General features: G+C 64.3%; 15 protein-coding genes and 1 pseudogene. 11 read left to right on the forward strand and 5 right to left on the reverse strand.

Features of this window, described 5'->3' with window-relative positions:
- Positions 1-133: 133 nt before the first annotated feature.
- From E6B08_RS31455 to E6B08_RS08205, 3 genes are all read right to left on the reverse strand, one after another.
- Positions 134-868: an RHS repeat-associated core domain-containing protein gene (locus E6B08_RS31455; RefSeq protein WP_416194376.1), complete on the reverse strand. Its 735-nt coding sequence runs from the start codon at positions 866-868 to the stop codon at positions 134-136.
- 33 nt (positions 869-901) lie between these two features.
- The gene (locus E6B08_RS08200; protein WP_136913557.1) at positions 902-1,831 is read right to left on the reverse strand and encodes an RHS repeat-associated core domain-containing protein; all 930 of its coding nucleotides are present in this window, start codon (positions 1,829-1,831) and stop codon (positions 902-904) included.
- 172 nt (positions 1,832-2,003) lie between these two features.
- The gene (locus tag E6B08_RS08205) at positions 2,004-4,451 is read right to left on the reverse strand and encodes an acyl-CoA dehydrogenase (RefSeq protein ID WP_136913558.1); all 2,448 of its coding nucleotides are present in this window, start codon (positions 4,449-4,451) and stop codon (positions 2,004-2,006) included.
- Between the two features lie 283 nt (positions 4,452-4,734).
- Between E6B08_RS08205 and E6B08_RS08210 the strand changes: the two genes are divergently transcribed.
- The 3 genes from E6B08_RS08210 to E6B08_RS08220 all read left to right on the forward strand — a co-directional run bounded on the left by E6B08_RS08210 (position 4,735) and on the right by E6B08_RS08220 (position 7,211).
- Positions 4,735-5,358 carry a glutathione S-transferase gene (locus tag E6B08_RS08210; RefSeq protein ID WP_136913559.1) on the forward strand — a complete coding sequence of 208 codons (624 nt, stop codon included), beginning with the start codon at positions 4,735-4,737 and terminating at the stop codon, positions 5,356-5,358.
- 144 nt (positions 5,359-5,502) lie between these two features.
- Positions 5,503-6,435 carry an ABC transporter ATP-binding protein gene (locus tag E6B08_RS08215; RefSeq protein ID WP_136913560.1) on the forward strand — a complete coding sequence of 311 codons (933 nt, stop codon included), beginning with the start codon at positions 5,503-5,505 and terminating at the stop codon, positions 6,433-6,435.
- Positions 6,432-7,211 (forward strand): ABC transporter permease, encoded by a 780-nt coding sequence (locus tag E6B08_RS08220; protein WP_136913561.1) that lies wholly within the window; start codon positions 6,432-6,434, stop codon positions 7,209-7,211. Before E6B08_RS08215 ends, E6B08_RS08220 begins: the two co-directional genes overlap by 4 nt.
- 9 nt (positions 7,212-7,220) lie before the next feature.
- Here the strand turns inward: E6B08_RS08220 and E6B08_RS08225 are convergent.
- A pseudogene (locus tag E6B08_RS08225) lies at positions 7,221-7,727 on the reverse strand (DUF2062 domain-containing protein); the annotation flags it as partial.
- 143 nt (positions 7,728-7,870) lie between these two features.
- Here E6B08_RS08225 and E6B08_RS08230 point away from each other — a divergent pair.
- The 8 genes from E6B08_RS08230 to murB all read left to right on the forward strand — a co-directional run bounded on the left by E6B08_RS08230 (position 7,871) and on the right by murB (position 15,071).
- Positions 7,871-10,087: a DNA internalization-related competence protein ComEC/Rec2 gene (locus E6B08_RS08230; RefSeq protein ID WP_136913563.1), complete on the forward strand. Its 2,217-nt coding sequence runs from the start codon at positions 7,871-7,873 to the stop codon at positions 10,085-10,087.
- A gap of 425 nt (positions 10,088-10,512) precedes the next feature.
- The gene (locus tag E6B08_RS08235) at positions 10,513-11,148 is read left to right on the forward strand and encodes a MotA/TolQ/ExbB proton channel family protein (RefSeq protein WP_136913564.1); all 636 of its coding nucleotides are present in this window, start codon (positions 10,513-10,515) and stop codon (positions 11,146-11,148) included.
- Entirely contained in the window at positions 11,145-11,579 is a 435-nt protein-coding gene (locus E6B08_RS08240; RefSeq protein ID WP_136913565.1) for an ExbD/TolR family protein, read from the forward strand. The genes E6B08_RS08235 and E6B08_RS08240 overlap by 4 nt, the downstream gene beginning before the upstream one ends.
- Entirely contained in the window at positions 11,579-12,601 is a 1,023-nt protein-coding gene (gene lpxK, locus E6B08_RS08245; protein WP_136913566.1) for a tetraacyldisaccharide 4'-kinase, read from the forward strand. The genes E6B08_RS08240 and lpxK overlap by 1 nt, the downstream gene beginning before the upstream one ends.
- Positions 12,602-12,644: 43 nt before the next feature.
- Positions 12,645-12,830, forward strand: a complete 186-nt coding sequence (locus E6B08_RS08250) for a Trm112 family protein (RefSeq protein WP_003247142.1) — start codon at positions 12,645-12,647, stop codon at positions 12,828-12,830.
- Positions 12,827-13,591 (forward strand): 3-deoxy-manno-octulosonate cytidylyltransferase, encoded by a 765-nt coding sequence (kdsB, locus tag E6B08_RS08255; RefSeq protein ID WP_136913567.1) that lies wholly within the window; start codon positions 12,827-12,829, stop codon positions 13,589-13,591. The genes E6B08_RS08250 and kdsB overlap by 4 nt, the downstream gene beginning before the upstream one ends.
- Positions 13,591-14,055, forward strand: coding sequence for a low molecular weight protein-tyrosine-phosphatase (locus tag E6B08_RS08260; RefSeq protein WP_136913568.1), 465 nt, complete (start codon positions 13,591-13,593; stop codon positions 14,053-14,055). Before kdsB ends, E6B08_RS08260 begins: the two co-directional genes overlap by 1 nt.
- On the forward strand, positions 14,052-15,071 hold the full coding sequence (gene murB, locus E6B08_RS08265) for a UDP-N-acetylmuramate dehydrogenase (protein WP_136913569.1): 1,020 nt from the start codon (positions 14,052-14,054) through the stop codon (positions 15,069-15,071). Before E6B08_RS08260 ends, murB begins: the two co-directional genes overlap by 4 nt.
- Positions 15,072-15,946: 875 nt before the next feature.
- Here murB and rne read toward each other — a convergent pair.
- Positions 15,947-19,264, reverse strand: coding sequence for a ribonuclease E (rne, locus tag E6B08_RS08270; protein WP_136913570.1), 3,318 nt, complete (start codon positions 19,262-19,264; stop codon positions 15,947-15,949).
- Between the last annotated feature and the right edge of the window lie 375 nt (positions 19,265-19,639).

The following is a 19,639-nucleotide window of genomic DNA, read 5'->3' on the forward strand; positions in this document are numbered from 1 at the left end:
AATCAGGGAGTGGTGGCTGGGAAGGCGTGTCTGGCAAGTCGATGGTGGGGCATCAAGCCCTTGCTGCAGTGCTGCTAGCCAACCGCTCTATGCGGCCCTCTAGCCTCAATGTGAGTACGCTGAATGTGGCAGGTCAAAAATGGAACCAGCTAAGGCGATCGACGTCTAGCCTGGCGCGGATCGCAGCGACATCGGCACGGATGCGTATCATGGCGGCGTGGTATTGCTGAAATAGTTCGGTGCCAGGTGCGACGTAGCGAATATTCTCTATGAATCTTTGTTCATGTCGATAAGCGGTTTCAAGCCGCTCGTACAATTGTGACGCTTGCACGGGCGTGACGGGTGCTTGCGCTGGCTGCTCTTGCGGGGAGTTTGCATTGATCGGGTTGGCCAACGGATTCCGGTTGCCAGATTGATGAATGGCCTCGCGAGGAGGGGGAGCCAAGGCCTCTTGCTGTCGGGCGAGGGGAGGGCCAAACCTCTGGGGGACGGTTTGCGGTTGATTACGCTGAGCCAGTCGGGCGCGCAATGCATCTACTCGCTGTTGAGCGGGCTGCCGTCGACGTGCCTGTTCACGTAATCTATTCGCTGTTACACGGTTATGGCTGAAGTCTAGATGGCCGGTGGGATCAGCCCGATTGACCGGATCGCCCGCACAATAGCAATAGCTATTCAACCCGCCCTCGCCAAATGGAGACCAACTATCTGGCGCACCGAACCGCTGAAGTGCAGGGAGGTAAAGCCGATAACCATTGCCAAGGTGATAACAACCTGAAAATAAATCTTCCTGTTCGCCATTGAAGCCAAGTAGCGTTCTTTGGTTGTGACTGCCTTGGCTGTAACCGTAGGGTGTATAGGCCTGATCCATTATCCTTGAGGCCTGCATGTCGTTTCGCCTTCTTCAGTTATTTTTAAGGTAATTATTTAATGCTGCAAGACCAGCTGCGTAACGTTGCGCCAGGTTAACCAACTCAGCCTCTCGGATTGCCTTGATACCTTTAGAGAAATCCATGCCTTTGTGATCCAAGTGCGCGGCAGCGCGATAGAAATTTTGTTGCTGTGTACGTACCGCTTCCACAAGTTGAGCGTGCTGGTGATAGAACTGTTTTCTTTGAAGATAGACACTTTTCCCGAAATGCTCGGCGCTTGGCTTTGCAGCAGGCTCGGCGCTTGACTTTAAAATCGGCTGCCCGGGCACATAGGGCTGGCGATTGGTCCGTCTTGTCAATTGCAGTGTTTCTTGCGGTGACTCATAGGCGTGTACTACGGCGGCTAGGCTTCGTTTAACGAGAGGTTGTTCTTTCTTGGCCAGGCGGCTTCGCGGGGACGCAACGGAAGGTCTGGAGGCATTGCGCGATGGAGGCGTGAACGCGTTCCGAGCGGCCTGAAGCTGGATTGCGCTGATATGGCCTGAGGGGTCAGCGTTATTGATCGGGTCGCCTAGGCAGTAAGCGTAACTATTTATTCCAGCCTCACCGAACGGGCTGAGACTGTCGGGCGCTTGAAAACGCATCAGGGCTGGGTTGTAGGCGCGATAGCCTTGGCCTAGCAAATAGTATTCTGTGCTTGGTTCACGCCGCTCCCCGTTGAAGCCAAGTTTGGTTAGGCTGCGCTGTCTGATGTCATATCCGTAAGCGGTATACCCATGAGGGCCCCCTCCTGGGTATTGCTGGACTGAGCCTTGGCCGTCGGCAATATAGAGACGTGTCTCGGCGGTATTTTGCAGTTCTGCAAGGGGCTGGGTAATTGCGCGAAACAATACCCAGCTTCTTGACCCTTCAACCTCGAGCTTTACCGCGTTTTGGTGATAAAAAAGCATGCGCCTGTTCATAGTCTATGGCCTCGCTACGAGCCTGGGACGGTCTTTGCATTCCTCTTTCAGCTTGGTGGTTTGCGCAGCGGCGCTCAACTGGCAAAAATGACAGTTTCCTCGTGCTGTACAGGGTGGGATGGATGGGCAACGGCGTCTCAAGCTCGCCAGCGTTGGCCATATCCCTTGCGGTTCAGCGGACCATGTCCGGCAAGCCTAACAATTGCGCCTTGTCGAAGGCATCCACGTCTATCACCTGCCTGCGCGCCCGCTCCGCCTCATGCAGCCGCTGCCCTTCACCTGGTTGAAGCACGCCACCCTCAACCGCCGCATCGATGGCCGATTGCCCCGGCACTGGCTGCACCTTGCCGCCCTTGATAGCTTGGCGCAACGCTTCGTACAACGGCGCGGTTTCCTCCAGCAGGTTGCAGGCCCGCTGCAGTGCCGCCACCGGATCGCCTTCGGCCTGGGGCCTGAAACAGCCGGCCAACAACTCCTCCAGCGCAGGGTCGCCCTTGTGACGGCCGATCAGCTCGGCGACCTCTGCATCCAATTCGTCGCTCGGCCCGGTATGGCGCCGGCCAAAGGGGAACACAAGCAGGCGTAGAGCGCAGCCGACGAAGCGGTTGGGGAAGTTGTCGAGCAAGCGATCCAGTGCTTTTTCCGCCTGGCCCAGGCTTTCTTCCATCGCCCAGCGCAGCAAGGGCCGCATGTGCTCGGGCGAGCCCAGGTCGTGATAACGCTTGAGCGCGGCGCTGGAGAGATACAGGTAGCTGAGCACGTCCCCCAGACGAGCACTGAGCCGTTCACGACGCTTGAGGGCACCGCCGAGCAGCATCATCGACAGGTCCGCCAGCAGTGCGAAGGCCGCTGCCTGACGATTGAGGGCGCGGAAGTAGCCTTGGCTCAGGGCATCGCCGGGCACCTTCTCCAGCAGGCCCAGGCCGAGGTTGTAGACCAAGGTGCTGGACGCGTTGCCGGCGGCGAACATGATGTGCTTCATCAGTAGGTCATCGAACTCGCGCAGCGCCTGGTCGTGGTCCTGGCGCCCGGCCAGGGCCATCTCCTTGAGCACGAACGGGTGGCAGCGGATGGCGCCTTGGCCGAAGATCATCAGGTTGCGCGAAAGGATGTTGGCGCCTTCGACCGTGATGAAGATCGGCGCCCCTTGCCAGTTGCGCCCCAGATAGTTATTGGGGCCCATGATGATGCCCTTGCCGCCGTGCACGTCCATGGCGTGCTGGATGCATTCACGGCCGCGTTCGGTGAGGTGGTACTTGAGGATCGCCGACAGCACCGAGGGCTTTTCGCCCAGGTCCACGGCCTTGGCGGTCAGCAGGCGCGCGCTGTCCATCAGCCAGGCATTGCCGCCGATGCGCGCCAACGATTCCTGGATGCCCTCGAACGCCGCCAGCGGCACGTTGAACTGCTCGCGGATGTTGGCGTACTGTCCGGTGACCAGGCTGGTGTACTTGGCAGCGCCCGTGCCGACTGCAGGCAGCGAGATGGAGCGGCCTACCGACAGGCAGTTCATCAACATCATCCAGCCCTTGCCGAGCATGTCCTGGCCGCCGATCAGGTAGTCCAGCGGCACGAACACGTCCTTGCCGCTGTTGGGGCCGTTCATGAAGGCGGCGCCCAGGGGCAGGTGGCGCTTGCCGATGTCGACGCCGGGGGTGTCGGTGGGGATCAGCGCCAGGCTGATGCCCAGTTCTTCCTGCTCGCCCAGCAGGTGATCGGGGTCGTAGGCCTTGAACGCGAGGCCCAGCAAGGTAGCCACCGGGCCTAGCGTGATGTAGCGCTTTTCCCAGTTCAGGCGCAGGCCGATGACTTCCTCGCCGTTCCACTGGCCTTTGCAGATGACCCCGGTATCGGGCATGGCGCCCGCGTCGGAGCCCGCCAGGGGGCCGGTGAGGGCGAAGCAGGGGATGTCCTCGCCACGGGCCAGGCGTGGCAGGTAGTGGTTGCGTTGCTCATCGGTGCCGTAATGCAGAAGCAACTCGGCGGGGCCCAGGGAGTTGGGCACCATCACCGTGGAGGCGAGATCGCCGCTGCGGGTGGCGAGTTTCATCGCGACCTGGGAGTGGGCATAGGCACTGAAGCCCTTGCCGCCATATTCCTTGGGAATGATCAGGGCGAAGAAACCGTTGGATTTGATATGCGCCCAGGCCTCTGGCGGCAGGTCGAGGTCCTGGCCGATCTGCCAGTCGCTGACCATGGCGCACAGTTCCTCGGTGGGGCCGTCGATGAAGGCCTGTTCTTCTTCGGTGAGTTTCGGTGCCGGGTAGTCGAGCAGTACGCGCCAGTCGGGGCGGCCGCTGAACAGCTCGCCGTCCCACCACACGGTGCCGGCATCGATGGCCTCGCGCTCGGTCTGCGACATTGGCGGCAGGGTGCGCTGGAACCATTTGAACACCGGGGCGGTGAATACCTTTTGCCGCCATTGCGGCAGGGCCACCAGGGCGATTTTCAAGGCCAGCACGATCCACAGCACGGCCAGCAGCCAGCCGGGGGCGCTGCTGAAGATGCCCATCAGCAGCACATAGGCCGCGAGGATGCCCAGTATCTGCAGGGGCGCCAGGCGCCGGTGCGTGAGGTACGCAGCTCCGATCACCAGTACCACCAACCACAACAGCAACATATTCGATCCTCCTTGGAGCCAGGGGCTTTGGCCGTCGTACAGAGCTTAGACGCAACGCTGTAAACGGCAGGGTCTGAACAGTGACAGGGTGTGGCGGTGGGAGTTTCAGTCCATTGTTTGTCTGGACCGGCCTCTTCGCGGGGCAAGCCCGCTCCCACAGGATCTCTACAGTTCTCAGGTACGGCGCCGTACTTGTAGGAGCGGGCTTGCCCCGCGAAGAGGCCAGTACAGACACCAAAGGTCTGGAGTAGACTCACGCTTCCTCACCTATAAGGACGTTGCCATGCTGAAGATCTGGGGCCGTAAGAATTCGAGCAATGTGCGCAAGGCATTGTGGATTGCCCACGAATTGGGCCTGGACTTCGAGTCGATCGACGCCGGTGGCGCCTTCGGCGTGGTCGACGAACCGCACTACCGGGCCCGCAACCCCAACGGCCTGGTGCCGATGCTCGAGGACGGCGACCTGACCCTGTGGGAGTCCAATACGATCGTCCGCTACCTGTGCGCCGAATATGGCGCGGAGCAGGGCTGGTACCTCGACGACCCGCGCCAGCGCGCCCTGGCCGACAAATGGATGGACTGGACCACCTCGTCCTTCGCCGCGCCGTTCCGCCCGCTGTTCTGGGGCCTGCTGCGCACCCCCGAAGACCAGCGCGACTGGGTGGCGATCAACGCCGCGCAAAAGCAGTGCGCCCAGTTGCTGGCCATCGCCGATGAAACCCTGGCCAAGCAGCCGTACCTTTCGGGTGACCAGATCGGCATGGGCGACATCCCATTGGGCAGCTTCGTCTACGCCTGGTTTGAGATGCCCATCGAGCGCCCAGCCATGTACCACCTGCAAGCCTGGTACGAGCGCCTCAAGGCGCGCCCGGCCTATCAGGCGGCGGTGATGACATCGTTGACCTGATCGAACACCCCGGCTATTTCGATAGTCACTATCAATAGACGTGACTGTACTTGTGCGGCCAGGGCTTGCACCATGGCCGTACTCACTGCGCCAGTGACCTGATCTGGCGTGTCCTGCACCTTTATCCTCGGTAAGTGACCCGCTATGAGTTCCGCACTGTCCATTCGACAGCTGACCAAGACCTACGGCAACGGCTTCCAAGCCCTCAAGGGCATCGACCTGGACGTCGCCGAAGGTGACTTCTTCGCCTTGCTCGGCCCCAACGGCGCCGGCAAGTCCACCACCATCGGCATCCTCTCGACCCTGGTCAACAAGACCAGCGGCACGGTCAACGTGTTCGGCCATGACCTCGATCGCGAGCCGGCGGCGCTCAAGCGCTGCCTGGGCGTGGTGCCGCAGGAATTCAACTTCAACCAGTTCGAGAAGTGCTTCGACATCGTCGTGACCCAGGCCGGCTACTACGGCATCCCGCCGAAAGTCGCCAAGGCCCGCGCCGAGCAGTACCTGACCCAGCTCGGCCTGTGGGACAAGCGCGACGTGCCGTCGCGCTCGTTGTCCGGTGGCATGAAGCGGCGCCTGATGATCGCCCGCGCACTGATCCACGAGCCGCGCCTGCTGATCCTCGACGAGCCGACCGCCGGGGTCGACATCGAGCTGCGCCGTTCGATGTGGAGCTTCCTCACCGAGCTCAACCAGAAAGGCATCACCATCATTCTCACCACCCACTACCTCGAGGAAGCCGAGCAGCTGTGCCGCAACATCGGCATCATCGACCACGGCACCATCGTCGAGAACACCAGCATGCGCCAGTTGCTGGGCAAGCTGCACGTCGAGACCTTCGTCCTCGACCTCAAGCGTGACCTGCCTGCCGCACCTGTGCTGCAGGGCTACCCGTGCCGGTTGATCAACCCGCACAGCCTGGAGGTGCAGGTGGACAAGGACATCGGCATCACCGCGCTGTTCGGCCAACTGGCGCTGCAGAACATCGAGGTGCAGAGCCTGCGCAACAAGACCAACCGACTCGAGGAGCTGTTCGTGTCCCTGGTGGAAAAAAACCTGTCGAAGGTGGCGGTATGAGTGTGGAGCTGCGCACCAACTGGGTCGCCCTGAACACCATCGTCTACCGCGAAGTGCGGCGCTTCCTGCGCATCTGGCCGCAGACCTTGCTGCCCCCGGCGATCACCATGGTTTTGTACTTCGTCATCTTCGGTAACCTGATCGGCCGGCAGATCGGCGACATGGGGGGCTTCACCTACATGGAGTACATCGTGCCGGGGCTGATCATGATGTCGGTGATCACCAACTCCTACGGCAACGTGGTGTCGAGCTTCTTCGGCAGCAAGTTCCAGCGCTCGATCGAAGAGTTGATGGTCTCGCCGGTATCGCCGCACACCATTCTCGTCGGCTATGTGCTGGGCGGCGTGCTGCGTGGGTTGGCGGTGGGCGTGATCGTGACGATCCTGTCGCTGTTCTTCACCCACCTGCAGGTCCATCACCTGGGCATCACCGTGATCGTGGTCCTGCTGACGGCGACCATCTTCTCGCTGCTGGGCTTCGTCAACGCCGTGTTCGCGCGCAATTTCGACGACATCTCGATCATCCCGACCTTCGTCCTCACGCCGCTGACCTACCTGGGCGGGGTGTTCTACTCGATCAACCTGCTGCCGCCGTTCTGGCAGGCGGTATCGTTGGCCAACCCGGTGTTGCACATGGTCAACTCGTTCCGCTACGGGATCCTAGGGGTGTCGGATATCAGCATCGGCACGGCGATCACCTTCATGCTGGTGGCCACCGCGGTGCTCTACCTGCTGTGCGTTCGCCTGCTGGTCAGTGGCCGCGGCATGCGTGCCTGAGGCCTTGCACCGGCATTGGCGCCGACGCCACTGCCGGCCCACCCACCAGCGCCAGTAGAGCATGGTGGTGAAGTAGCCGAGGATGCCCAGCAGCACGCCGCACACCACCGAGCCGAGCAGGAAGGGTTGCCACAGGGTCGACAGCTGGTCGGTGATCCACTGGAAGGTCAGTTCGTCGGGCAGGGTGCGCGGCGGCACCTGCATCAGCCAGGCGCCGGTCATGTAGGTGACGAAGAACACCGGCGGCATGGTCAGCGGGTTGGTCAGCCACACCAGGCTCACCGCGATCGGCAGGTTGCCGCGTACTGGAATGGCCAGCGCGGCGGCCAGCAGCATCTGCGCCGGCATCGGGATCAACGCGGCGAACAGGCCCACACCCATGGCCCGCGCCACCGAATGGCGGTTCAGGTGCCAGAGGTTCGGGTCATGCAGCAGCCGGCCGAAGAAGCGCAGGGACTTGTGTTCCCGAATGCTGGTCGGGTCCGGCATGTAGCGTTTGAAAAGTCGGCGCGGCATGTAGGCTCCCGGAGCGTTGATCCCGGCAGTATGCCCTGATTCCGAATCGCCCTCGTTTAGAGTTTGTGACAATTGTTGAAAGAGCCCAGCGCCGTTCTGCGCTATGCCTGAACAGGTGAATTCGCTTCTGGAGCTCTACCTCTATGCGCACAGGGATGTTTGCGCTCGCCCTCGGGCTGCTTGCCCTGGGTTTTCTTCCGGCATTGCCATCGGTCGGCTGGCTGTGGCTGATGCTGCTGGGCGGTATCGTCTGCGCCTGCACCCGGTTGTGGCCGTTGGGCTGCTTCCTGCTCGGGCTGTGCTGGGCCTGCTGGTCGGCGCAGCAGGCATTGGACGATCGCCTGGCACCGGTGCTCGACGGCCGCACGGTGTGGCTGGAGGGCAAGGTCGTCGGCTTGCCCAACCGTTCCGCGCAAGGCGTGCGCTTCGAGCTGGAGCAGCCGCGCTCGCGCCGTGCTCGATTGCCCGAGCGTATACAAGTGAGTTGGTTTGAGGGCCCAGCCGTGCAGGCAGGGGAGCGTTGGCGGCTGGCCGTCACCCTGCAGCGCCCGGCAGGGTTGTCCAATCCGCATGGCCCGGATCGCCAGGCGCAATTGCTGGCGCGAGGGATCGGCGCTACCGGCACGGTCAAGGCCGGCGAGGTGGTGGATGCCGCTGCGCCAGGTTGGCGGCATGCCTTGCGCGAGCGCCTGCTGGCTGTCGACGCCCATGGCCGGGAAGCCGTATTGGTGGCACTGGTGCTGGGCGATGGCTCGGGGTTGGCCCGCCAGGACTGGCAGGTGTTGCAGGCCACCGGCACGGTGCATCTGCTGGTTATTTCCGGGCAGCACATTGGCCTGGTTGCCGGCTTGGTGTATGCCCTGGTCGTGGGGCTGGTGCGCTGCGGTTTGTGGCCTCGGCGTTGGCCGTGGTTGCCTTGGGCTTGTGGCCTGGCCATGTCAGCCGCGCTGGCTTATGGCTGGCTTGCCGGCGCGGGCGTACCGGTGCAGCGCGCTTGCCTGATGCTGGCCGTGGTACTGGTCTGGCGCTTGCGCTTTCGCCATCTGGGGGCTTTCTTCCCCTGGCTGCTTGCCTTGGTCCTGGTCCTGCTGGTCGAGCCTTTGGCGGCTTTGCTGCCGGGCTTCTGGCTGTCGTTCGCCGCGGTCGCGGTGCTGATCTACTGCTTCAGCGCCCGCCTGGGTGGTTGGCGTCCCTGGCAGGCCTGGACGCGGGCGCAATGGGTGATCGCCATCGGCCTGCTGCCGGTGTTGCTGGCCACCGGGTTGCCGGTCAGTCTCAGCGCGCCGTTGGCCAACCTGCTGGCGGTACCGTGGATCAGCCTGGCGGTATTGCCCCTGGCGTTATTGGGCACTGCGCTGCTCCCGCTTGCAGGTATCGGCGAGGCGCTGTTGTGGCTGGCGGGCGGCTCGCTGGACCTCTTGTTGCGTGGGCTGACCCTGCTGGCGCAATGGCGGCCGGCGTGGGAGCCGCCGGCATTGCCACTCTGGGCTTGGGCGTTGGTTTGCCTGGGCGCGCTGCTGCTGTTGCTGCCGCGTGGCGTGCCGCTGCGGGGCTTGGGCGGGGTCATGCTGCTGGCCCTTTGGGTGCCCAGGGACGAGGTACCGCCAGGGCATGTGGAAGTCTGGCAGCTGGATGTCGGCCAGGGGCTGGCGGTACTGCTGCGTACCCGCAACCACACCTTGCTCTACGACGCAGGCCCGGCGTTCGGCGACAACGACCTGGGCGAGCGGGTGGTGCTACCGACTTTGCGCAAGCTGGGGATACGGCATCTGGATGTGATGCTGATCAGCCATGCCCATGCCGACCATTCGGGCGGTGCGCCCGCCATCCATCGGGGCTTGCCGGTCGCACGGGTGCTGGCGGGCGAGCCCGAGGCGCTGGCGCAGGCGTTGCGGGCACAGGCATGCAGCAATGACGACAGCTGGGAGTGGGATGGGGTGCGCTTTTCGTCCTGGCGCTGGGCGGATGGGCAAAGCAGCAACGATCGTTCCTGCGTGCTGCTGGTCGAGGCGCAGGGCGAGCGCTTGCTGTTGGCCGGCGACATGGAGGCGGGCGCCGAACGGGCCTGGCTGGCGGCCACCGACGAGCCGCGCATCGATTGGCTGCAATCGCCACATCATGGCAGTCGCAGTTCTTCGACCGAAGCGTTCGTTCGCGCCACGGCGCCGCGTGGGGTGCTGATTTCACGGGGGCGTCATAACGGATTTGGGCATCCGCATGCGCAGGTCATCGAGCGTTATCGGCGCCATGGGGTGGCGGTGCACGACACGGCAGTGGATGGGGCATTGCGGCTGATGCTGGGGCGGGAGGGGGAGGTTGAGGGTGTGCGTGGGCAGCGGCGGTGGTGGCGGGTTGAATGACGGTGGGGTGTCGACGGGGTGCTTGGCGGGGGATTATTAGCGTCCAGGAGATCGAGCGCCGCCCGCGCGGCGCATCGCGGCACAAGGCCGCTCCTACATTTGTTTCGGGCCAATTATGTCTGGTAGGCCATAGTTGTCAGCCTTGTTGGCCCGGCGCGATATTTGTGTTGGCGCAGGGCGCACCACGATATTCCGTGGTGCCACCAAAAGCGAGCAACCATGGCCTGACAGACATAGGCACGTTGCAACAAATGTAGGAGCGGCCTTGTGCCGCGATGCGCCGCGCGGGCGGCGCTCGATATATGCGGCACAACAATTCTCCAGTGCACGCTTCGCAATGCCCCACCCATTTCCCTGACCTCCGGCAGATGAGCCCCCGCCCTGCGTATGTTAGAGTGGCGGCCTTTTTCAGAGGGGCATCTACTGTGTGGGAATTGGTCAAGTCCGGTGGTTGGATGATGCTGCCGATCATTCTGAGTTCCATCGCTGCCATGGCTATCGTCGCCGAGCGCCTGTGGACCCTGCGCGCCAGTCGCGTCTCGCCGCCGCACCTGCTGGGCCAGGTGTGGATGTGGATCAAGGACAAGCAACTCACCAGTGACAAGCTCAAGGCTCTGCGCGCCGACTCGCCGCTGGGCGAGATCCTCGCGGCGGGCCTGGCCAACTCGCGCCATGGCCGAGAGATCATGAAGGAATGCATCGAGGAAGCCGCCTCGCGCGTCATCCACGAACTCGAACGCTACATCAGCACCCTCGGCACCATCGCCGCCATGGCCCCACTGCTGGGCTTGCTGGGCACCGTGCTGGGCATGATCGACATTTTCAGTGCCTTCATGGGCTCGCAGATGACCGCCAACGCCGCCGTGCTCGCCGGTGGTATCTCCAAGGCCCTGGTCACCACTGCGGCCGGCCTGATGGTCGGTATTCCGGCGGTGTTCTTCCACCGCTTCCTGCTGCGTCGCATCGATGAGCTGGTGGTGGGTATGGAACAGGAGGCGATCAAGCTGGTCGAGGTGCTGCAGGGCGACCGTGAAGTCGAAGTGGCCGGAGGCAAGGCGTGAAGTTCCGGCGCAATCGCCAGCGGGAGAACGTCGACATCAACCTGGCGTCGCTGATCGATGTGGTGTTTGTCCTGCTGCTGTTCTTCGTGGTCACCACCACCTTCACCCGCGAGACCCAACTGCGCGTCGAGCTGCCCGAGGCAGCCAGCGCCGAGCAGCCGCCAGCCGACCAGGACAAACTGGTGGAAGTCACTATCAGCGCCGACGGCGTGTATTCGGTGAACAACCACCTGCTGCCCAAGAGCGACCTGGCCACCCTGACCGAGGCCATCGAGCGCGAGTCCGGTGGTGACAACAAGCTGCCGTTCGCCATCAGCGCCGACGGCAAGACGCCGCACCAGGCCGTGATCACTGCAATGGATGCCGCCGGCAAGCTCGGTTTCAGCCACCTGCGCATGACCACCGTCGAGGCTGCCCAGGGGACTCCTTGATGGCGTTCGCCGATCGCCTGCTCGCCGCCTGGTACGCCGGGCACCCGGCCCTGGCCGTGCTGCGCCCGCTCGAGGCGTTGTACCGACGTGTGGTAATGCGCAAGCGCGCGCGTTTTCTCAGCGGCGAAAGCGCGAGCTACCGCGCGCCGGTGCCGGTCGTCGTGGTCGGCAACATCACCGTCGGTGGTACCGGCAAGACGCCGATGATCCTCTGGTTGATCGAACATTGCCGCCAGCAGGGTATCAAGGTTGGCGTGGTAAGCCGTGGCTATGGCGCCAGGCCGCCGCAACTGCCCTGGCGCGTGCGGCCTGAACACAGCGCCGAACAGGCCGGCGACGAACCCTTGCTGATCGTCCAGCGCACCGGCGTGCCGCTGATGATCGACCCAGACCGCTCGCGCGCCGTGCAGGCGCTGCTGGCCAGCGAACCGCTGGACCTGATCCTGTGCGATGACGGCATGCAGCATTACCGCCTGGCCCGCGACCTCGAACTGGTGCTGATCGATGCCGCCCGTGGCCTGGGCAACGGCCGTTGCCTGCCTGCCGGGCCGCTGCGCGAGCCGGCCGAACGCCTGCAGGACGCTGATGCGGTGCTGTTCAACGGTGCCAGTGAAGACCGCGCCGATGGCTTCGGTTTCCGTCTGCAGCCTTCGGCGCTGGTCAATCTGCGCAGCGGCGAACGCCGCGGCCTTGACCTGTTTCCTGGCGGCCAGCGCCTGCATGCGGTGGCCGGTATCGGCAACCCGCAACGTTTCTTCAACACCCTGCTGGCGCTAAACTGGCAGCCAGTGCCGCATCCTTTTGCCGACCACGCACAGTTTTCCGCTCAAAGCCTGGCCTTCAGCCCGTCATTGCCGTTGGTCATGACCGAGAAGGATGCGGTGAAATGCCGGGCCTTCGCCGCCGATGACTGGTGGTACCTGGCGGTCGAGGCGCAGCCGACGCCGGCCTTCGCTGCCTGGTTCGACGACCAGCTGCAGCGCCTGCTGCGCGATCGACAGCCGCAGCGGCCGCAGCCCTGAGCCCTCATTCAATTTCCGGCCACCTGGCCTCAAGGAAGCTTCCATGGACACCAAACTGCTCGATATCCTGGCCTGCCCGATCACCAAGGGCCCGCTCAAGCTCAGCGCCGACAAGACCGAGCTGATCAGCAAGGGGGCAGGCCTGGCCTACCCGATCCGCGACGGCATCCCGGTGATGCTGGAAAGCGAGGCGCGCACCCTGACCGACGACGAGCGTCTGGACAAATGAGCGTGAATTTCACCGTGGTGATTCCCGCTCGCCTGCGCTCCACGCGCCTGCCGGGCAAGCCTTTGCTGGCGATCGCCGGCAAGCCGATGGTCCAGCATGTCTGGGAGCAGGCACGCAAGAGTGGCGCCAGCCGCGTGGTCATCGCCACCGACGATGCCAGCATCGTCGAGGCCTGCCAGGCATTCGGCGCCGAGGTGCTGCTGACCCGCGCCGACCATGAGTCCGGCACCGACCGCCTGGCCGAAGTCGCCGCCCACCTGGGCCTGCCTGCCGACGCCATCGTGGTCAACGTGCAGGGTGACGAGCCGTTGATCCCGCCGGTGATCATCGACCAGGTGGCCGCCAACCTGGCCGCTCACCCTGAAGCCGGTATCGCCACCCTGGCCGAGCCGATCGCCGAGCCGGAAACCGTGTTCAACCCCAATGCGGTGAAGGTGGTCAGCGACAAGAACGGCCTGGCCCTGACGTTCAGCCGTGCACCGCTGCCCTGGGCGCGCGATGCCTTCGCCAAGGATCGCACCGCGCTGCCTGAAGGCGTTCCATACCGCCGTCACATCGGCATGTACGCGTACCGCGTGGGCTTCCTACAGGACTTCGTCGGCTGGGGGCCTTGCTGGCTCGAGCAGACTGAGGCGCTGGAGCAACTGCGCGCCCTGTGGCACGGTGTGCGCATCCATGTCGAGGACGCCCTCGAGGCACCGGCGGTGGGCGTCGACACCCCTGAAGACCTGGAGCGCGTGCGGCGCTTGCTGGAGGCCTGATGCGCGTCCTGTTCGTCTGCCTGGGCAATATCTGCCGCTCGCCCACCGCCGAAGGCGTGCTGCGCCACCAATTGCAGGCCGCAGGCCTGGCCGGGCAGGTTCACGTGGCCTCGGCGGGTACCGGCGATTGGCATGTCGGCAAGGCGCCTGACAGCCGTACCTGCAAGGCGGCTCTGGCGCGTGGCTATGACCTCTCGGCGCAGCGCGCCCAGCAGGTCAAGGCCGCCCATTTTGCCGAGTACGACCTGATCCTGGCCATGGACGAAAGCAACCTCGGCCATTTGCGCGCCTTGCGTCCGCATACCGCCGTGGGCGAACTCGACCTGTTCCTGCGCCGCTATGGCGCGGCGCTCGATGAAGTGCCTGACCCTTACTATGGCGGCGCGGACGGGTTCGAGCAGGTGCTCGACCTGATCGAGGCGGCGTGCCGCGAGCTGGTCGTCGAAATCAAGGGGCGGCTATGACGGTGCAGTGGCAGGAACAGGTTTCGCTCAAGCCCTACAATACCTTCGGCATCGATGTGAAGGCCCGGTTTTTCACCCAGGCCCACAACGATGAAGAAGCGCGTGAAGCGCTGGCCGAGGCGCGTCGCCGGGGCCTGGCGGTATTCGTCATCGGCGGCGGTAGCAACCTGCTGCTGACCCGTGACATCGATGCGCTGGTGCTGCACATGGCCAGCCGAGGTCGTCGCCTGCTCACCGACGATGGCGAGCGCGTGGTGGTCGAGGCCGAGGCGGGCGAGCCCTGGCATCCGTTCGTGCAGTGGTCGCTGGGGCAGGGCTTGTGTGGCCTGGAGAATCTCAGCCTGATCCCGGGCACCGTGGGTGCGGCGCCGATGCAGAACGTCGGCGCCTATGGGGTGGAGATCAAGGATGTGTTCGTGGGGCTGACCGCGCTGGATCGGGAAACCGGCGAGCTGCGTGATTTCGACCTGCAGGCCTGCGCCTTCGGTTACCGCGACAGCCTGTTCAAGCGCACCCCGGGCCGTTGGTTGATCCTGCGTGTACGCTTTGCCTTGAGCCATGCCTTGCAGGCCCACCTGGACTACGGCCCGGTGCGCCAGCGGCTGGCGGAGCAGGGCGTGCAGCACCCTAGCGCACAAGCGATCAGCGACGCCATTTGCAGCATTCGTCGCGAAAAACTGCCGGACCCTGCCGAGCTGGGCAATGCTGGGAGCTTCTTCAAGAACCCGGTGGTTCCTGCCGAGCAGGTGGTGCGGATTCGAACCGAGCATCCCGGTGTAGTGGCTTATCCCCAGGACGATGGCCAGATGAAGCTGGCGGCGGGCTGGTTGATCGAGCAAGCCGGATGGAAGGGGTATCGCCAGGGCGATGCTGGCGTGCATCGGTTGCAGTCTCTGGTGCTGGTCAACCATGGCCAGGCGAGCGGGGCACAGTTGCATGACCTGGCGCAGCGCATTCAGGCAGACATCCTTGAGCGATTTGGGGTGGCGTTGGAGATGGAGCCCAACCTCTACTGATCGTGGGCGCGACACAAGGCCGCTCCCACAAAGAGGGTGGTCAGGGAGCTGGCTGGTTTGGCATTGGGGCTGGGAACGATCCATTTTGTGTAGCGGCGCTACTGGCCCCTTCCGCCTTTACGGCGGGTCCCTTTTTTCTTGGAAAAAGGGACGCAAAACCGCTTGCTCCCACATACGGCCCCTACGCTGCGCTTCGGGGTTCCCTCGCTCCGGCGGCTTGCGGCCCGCGCGGCCTACGACTTGCTGCGCAAGTCTACATCTCGCGCCTCCGGCTCCGCCGGAGGGTGCTTCGCACCTGGCCCTCCAGCCGCCTACGCTCGGCCTCCTGAGGTCGCGGGTAGATCAAGATCAAGATCAAAAGCAAGATCAACAGCCAGAGCAACGGCAGGCGAATCGCTGCGCTCTCGCGGTTTACCTATTGCTTCGTGCTGGAGCGGCTAGCGCGGTCTGTCTTTCGAAGATAACGCCAGTGCAGGCGCCGCCGCTAACTTCGCGACGTCAGGAGGCCGAGCGTAGGTGCCTGTAGGGCCAGGTGCGCAGCACCCTTCGGCGTAGCCGAAGGCGCGAGATGTAGACTTGCGGAGCAAGTCGTAGGCCGCGCGGGCCCGGAAGGCGCCGTAGCGAGGGGACCCGTAGCGCAGCGGAGGGCCGGATGCAGGAGCGAGCGGTTTTGCGCTCCTTTGTCCAAGAACAAAGGAGCCCGCCGTAAAGGCGGAAGGGGCCAGTAGCGCCGCTACACACAATGGATCCGCTCACGATCTAAATGCCAAGCCAAGCCAAGCCAAGCCAAGCCAAGCTCTCCGACAATCCGTGAAGAACCAAGAAAAAGCCCCGCCAGTTCGCACTGGCGGGGCTTTTTCATTCAGCCGTGGCTATCAACCGTGATGAGGCTTGTGCTCATCGGCGGTTTCCAGCGCTGGCTCTTCGGCTGGCGCGGTAGCAGCAGCTTCCTGGGCGGCCTTGGCGGCAGCCTCGGCCTCACGCTTGCGACGACGCACTTCACGTGGGTCGTTCGGCGCACGGCCATTGGGCAGCATCACGGTAGAGGCTTCGACCGCTGCCGGTGCTTCGACCGGGGCAGGCTCGGCGGCGACTGGAGTCGCTTCCTCGACTGCTGGGACCGCTTCGGCGACGACTTCCGGCTGTGCTTCGACAACGACAGGTTGCTCTGCAACCGGGGCCGCTTCGACGACGACCGGTGCCTGCTCGGCTTCACCTGCTTCTACCGCTGGTGCTTGCACAGGCGCTTCGGCGGCAGCGTCCACCGGGGCCTGGGCGACCACTACCGGCTCGGCGGCAGGGGCTGCTTCCACCACTGGCTGTGGCACTACTTCAACCACTGGCTCGGCGCTGGCTTCGACCACGGCGACCGGCTCGCTGACCGGCTGCTCGACCACTGGCGCGATGGCCACTTCCTCGACCTTGGCAGCGGTTTCGCCAGCCACTTCGGTCTGCTCGACCGGCTGGGTGGCTTCGCTGTTGTCGGTGACCACGGCCTCGGCACTGGCGCGCTCGGCCTGCTGGTTGGCTTGCGCTTCGGCGTCGGCGCTGATGTTGCTGGTGGCGACGGCGGCGGTGACGGCCAGACCTGCGGCCAGTTCGGCGCCAAGCTCGGTGGCCTGGTGCTGTTGTGGCTGCTCTTCGCTGCCTTCTTCCTCGTTGCCCTCGATCAGCTCGCCGTTGGCATTGCGCTGGCGCTCACGACGGTTGCTGCGACGACGCTGGCCACGGGAGCGGCGACGTGGACGCTCGCCATCCGCGCCTTCCTGCTCGTCCTGCAGCGCCTCTTCGTTCGGCAGTTGCTCTTCGGCAAGTTCAGCAGCCTGCTCGGCCGCTTGTTCGGTCGGACGTGGCTGGCGCTCTTCGCGTGGAGGACGTGGAGCACGTTCTTCACGAGGTGCGCGTTCTTCGCGTGGGGCGCGCTCTTCGCGAGGTGCACGCTCTTCACGCGGGGCACGCTCTTCACGTGGTGCGCGTTCTTCGCGTGGGGCACGCTCTTCGCGTGGTGCGCGTTCTTCACGAGGGGCACGCTCTTCGCGTGGTGCGCGTTCTTCACGAGGGGCACGCTCTTCGCGAGGTGCGCGTTCTTCACGTGGGGCACGCTCTTCACGCGGCGCACGCTCTTCACGCGGCTGGCGCTCTTCGCGGGCAACCGGTGCGGCATCCAGCGGCTCGCGCAGTTCGCGCACGCGCTCTTCGCGGTTGCTGCGACGGTCTTCGCGAGGCTGGCGCGGGGCGCGTTCTTCGCGAGGAGCACGTTCTTCGCGAGGCTGACGCTCTTCACGAGGCTGACGCTCTTCGCGAGGGGCACGCTCGGCACGTTCTTCACGCGGTTTGCGCTCATCGTCGCGACGGCCGTTGCGGTTGCGGCTCTGCTGGCGACCGTTGCGGCGCTCCTCGTTGCGCTGTGGGCGCTCGGCGGCTGGCTTCTCGGTGCTCACGGCAGGCGCGGCGGCGGCAGGTTCGTCCTTGCCGGCGAACAGGCTCACCAGCGACTTGACCAGGCCCTTGAACAGGCTTGGTTCCGGCGCGACCGGGGCTGGGGCAGGGGCCGCTGCAGGCTGCTGCGTCTCTTCGGCGGCTGGGACCGGTGCGTTGCCACGGGCTGGGGCGGTCTTCACGGCCGCTTCCTGGCGCACCAGGGTGCGGGTAGCGGTCGGCAGCGGCGCTTCCTCGGCCTCGGCGGCAGCGATTTCGTAGCTGGACTGGTTGGTCAGCACTTCCGGGTTGTCGTCGCGCAGGCGCTGGACTTCGAAGTGCGGGGTTTCCAGGTGGTCGTTCGGCAGGATGATGATCCGCGCACGGGTACGCAGTTCGATCTTGGTGATCGAGTTGCGCTTCTCGTTGAGCAGGAAGGCTGCCACCGGGATCGGCACCTGGGCGCGAACTTCGGCGGTGCGGTCCTTGAGGGCTTCTTCCTCGATCAGGCGCAGGATCGCCAGCGACAGCGACTCGACGTCACGGATGATGCCGGTGCCCGAGCAGCGCGGGCAGACGATGCCGCTGCTCTCGCCGAGCGACGGGCGCAGGCGCTGACGGGACATTTCCAGCAGGCCGAAGCGCGAGATGCGGCCGACCTGTACGCGGGCGCGGTCGGCTTCGAGGCATTCGCGCACGCGCTCCTCGACGGCGCGCTGGTTCTTCGCCGGCGTCATGTCGATAAAGTCGATGACGATCAGGCCGCCGATGTCACGCAGACGCAGTTGGCGGGCGATTTCCTCGGCCGCTTCCAGGTTGGTCTGCAGGGCGGTTTCCTCGATGTCGCTGCCTTTGGTGGCGCGCGCCGAGTTGATGTCGATGGAGACCAGGGCCTCGGTCGGGTCGATCACGATCGAGCCGCCGGAGGGTAGGTCGACCACGCGCTGGAAGGCGGTTTCGATCTGGCTTTCGATCTGGAAGCGGTTGAACAGCGGGACGCTGTCTTCGTACAGCTTGACCTTGCTGGCGTACTGCGGCATCACCTGGCGGATGAAGGTCAGGGCTTCTTCCTGGGCATCGATGCTGTCGATCAGCACTTCGCCGATGTCCTGGCGCAGGTAGTCGCGGATGGCGCGGATGATGACGTTGCTTTCCTGGTAGATCAGGAACGGTGCGGCGCGGTCTTCGGAAGCTTCCTTGATGGCGCTCCACAGTTGCAGCAGGTAGTCCAGGTCCCACTGCATCTCTTCGCTGCTGCGGCCAAGGCCGGCAGTGCGCACGATCAGGCCCATGTCGCCAGGCACGGTGAGGCCGTTGAGCGCTTCGCGCAGCTCGTTGCGCTCTTCGCCCTCGATGCGGCGGGAGATGCCGCCGGCGCGTGGGTTGTTGGGCATCAGCACCAGGTAGCGGCCGGCCAGGCTGATGAAGGTGGTCAGGGCGGCGCCTTTGTTGCCGCGCTCTTCCTTCTCGACCTGGACGATGACTTCCTGGCCTTCGCTGAGCACGTCCTTGATGTTGACGCGGCCTTCCGGCGTCTTCTTGAAGTATTCGCGGGAGATTTCTTTCAGCGGCAGGAAGCCGTGACGTTCGGAACCGAAGTCGACGAAGGCGGCTTCGAGGCTGGGTTCGATGCGGGTGATCTTGCCTTTGTAGATGTTGGCCTTTTTCTGCTCACGGGCGCCGGACTCGATGTCCAGGTCGTAGAGACGTTGGCCGTCCACCAGGGCTACACGCAACTCTTCGGGTTGAGTTGCGTTAATCAGCATTCTTTTCATGTTGTACCGTCGGTTTCCGGGCTGCCGGAAACGGCGTTCGGCACACACGACTTCTCAATGGTCGGTGCCAAGGTGCGCAAAGGGTAGCCGGGCCACCCCCGTGTCTGGCGACGTTCGGCACCAGCCGGTTGCCCAGCCTGCCGTTGTCGCGACGACGCGTCCTGTTTGCTGCGGTGCCAACGAGGCGTTGCGCCAACTGATGCGATATCCGAACGATATCCGCATCAACCTGCCGGCCTCGTGCACTCAGTCAGGAGGAGGAATCAACCGTCAGCCGTGGACGCCCGGAGGCATCTGTTCAGGACCTTATCCGCTCGCCGGCAATGTCTGTGGGCCGGTGGCCGGACGCGGTGCTACACGGTCCGAGGGCTGTGC

The sequence above is a fragment of the Pseudomonas putida genome (assembly GCF_005080685.1).
GTDB lineage: Bacteria > Pseudomonadota > Gammaproteobacteria > Pseudomonadales > Pseudomonadaceae > Aquipseudomonas > Aquipseudomonas putida_V.

Excerpts from the sequence above, each read along its gene's own strand:
- E6B08_RS31455 (WP_416194376.1), bottom strand. The coding sequence starts at position 868 with ATGGATCAGGCCTATACACCCTACGGTTACAGCCAAGGCAGTCACAAC.
- E6B08_RS08200 (WP_136913557.1), bottom strand. The coding sequence starts at position 1,831 with ATGAACAGGCGCATGCTTTTTTATCACCAAAACGCGGTAAAGCTCGAG.
- E6B08_RS08205 (WP_136913558.1), bottom strand. The coding sequence starts at position 4,451 with ATGTTGCTGTTGTGGTTGGTGGTACTGGTGATCGGAGCTGCGTACCTC.
- E6B08_RS08210 (WP_136913559.1), top strand. The coding sequence starts at position 4,735 with ATGCTGAAGATCTGGGGCCGTAAGAATTCGAGCAATGTGCGCAAGGCA.
- E6B08_RS08215 (WP_136913560.1), top strand. The coding sequence starts at position 5,503 with ATGAGTTCCGCACTGTCCATTCGACAGCTGACCAAGACCTACGGCAAC.
- E6B08_RS08220 (WP_136913561.1), top strand. The coding sequence starts at position 6,432 with ATGAGTGTGGAGCTGCGCACCAACTGGGTCGCCCTGAACACCATCGTC.
- E6B08_RS08230 (WP_136913563.1), top strand. The coding sequence starts at position 7,871 with ATGCGCACAGGGATGTTTGCGCTCGCCCTCGGGCTGCTTGCCCTGGGT.
- lpxK (WP_136913566.1), top strand. The coding sequence starts at position 11,579 with ATGGCGTTCGCCGATCGCCTGCTCGCCGCCTGGTACGCCGGGCACCCG.
- E6B08_RS08250 (WP_003247142.1), top strand. The coding sequence starts at position 12,645 with ATGGACACCAAACTGCTCGATATCCTGGCCTGCCCGATCACCAAGGGC.
- kdsB (WP_136913567.1), top strand. The coding sequence starts at position 12,827 with ATGAGCGTGAATTTCACCGTGGTGATTCCCGCTCGCCTGCGCTCCACG.
- E6B08_RS08260 (WP_136913568.1), top strand. The coding sequence starts at position 13,591 with ATGCGCGTCCTGTTCGTCTGCCTGGGCAATATCTGCCGCTCGCCCACC.
- murB (WP_136913569.1), top strand. The coding sequence starts at position 14,052 with ATGACGGTGCAGTGGCAGGAACAGGTTTCGCTCAAGCCCTACAATACC.
- rne (WP_136913570.1), bottom strand. The coding sequence starts at position 19,264 with ATGAAAAGAATGCTGATTAACGCAACTCAACCCGAAGAGTTGCGTGTA.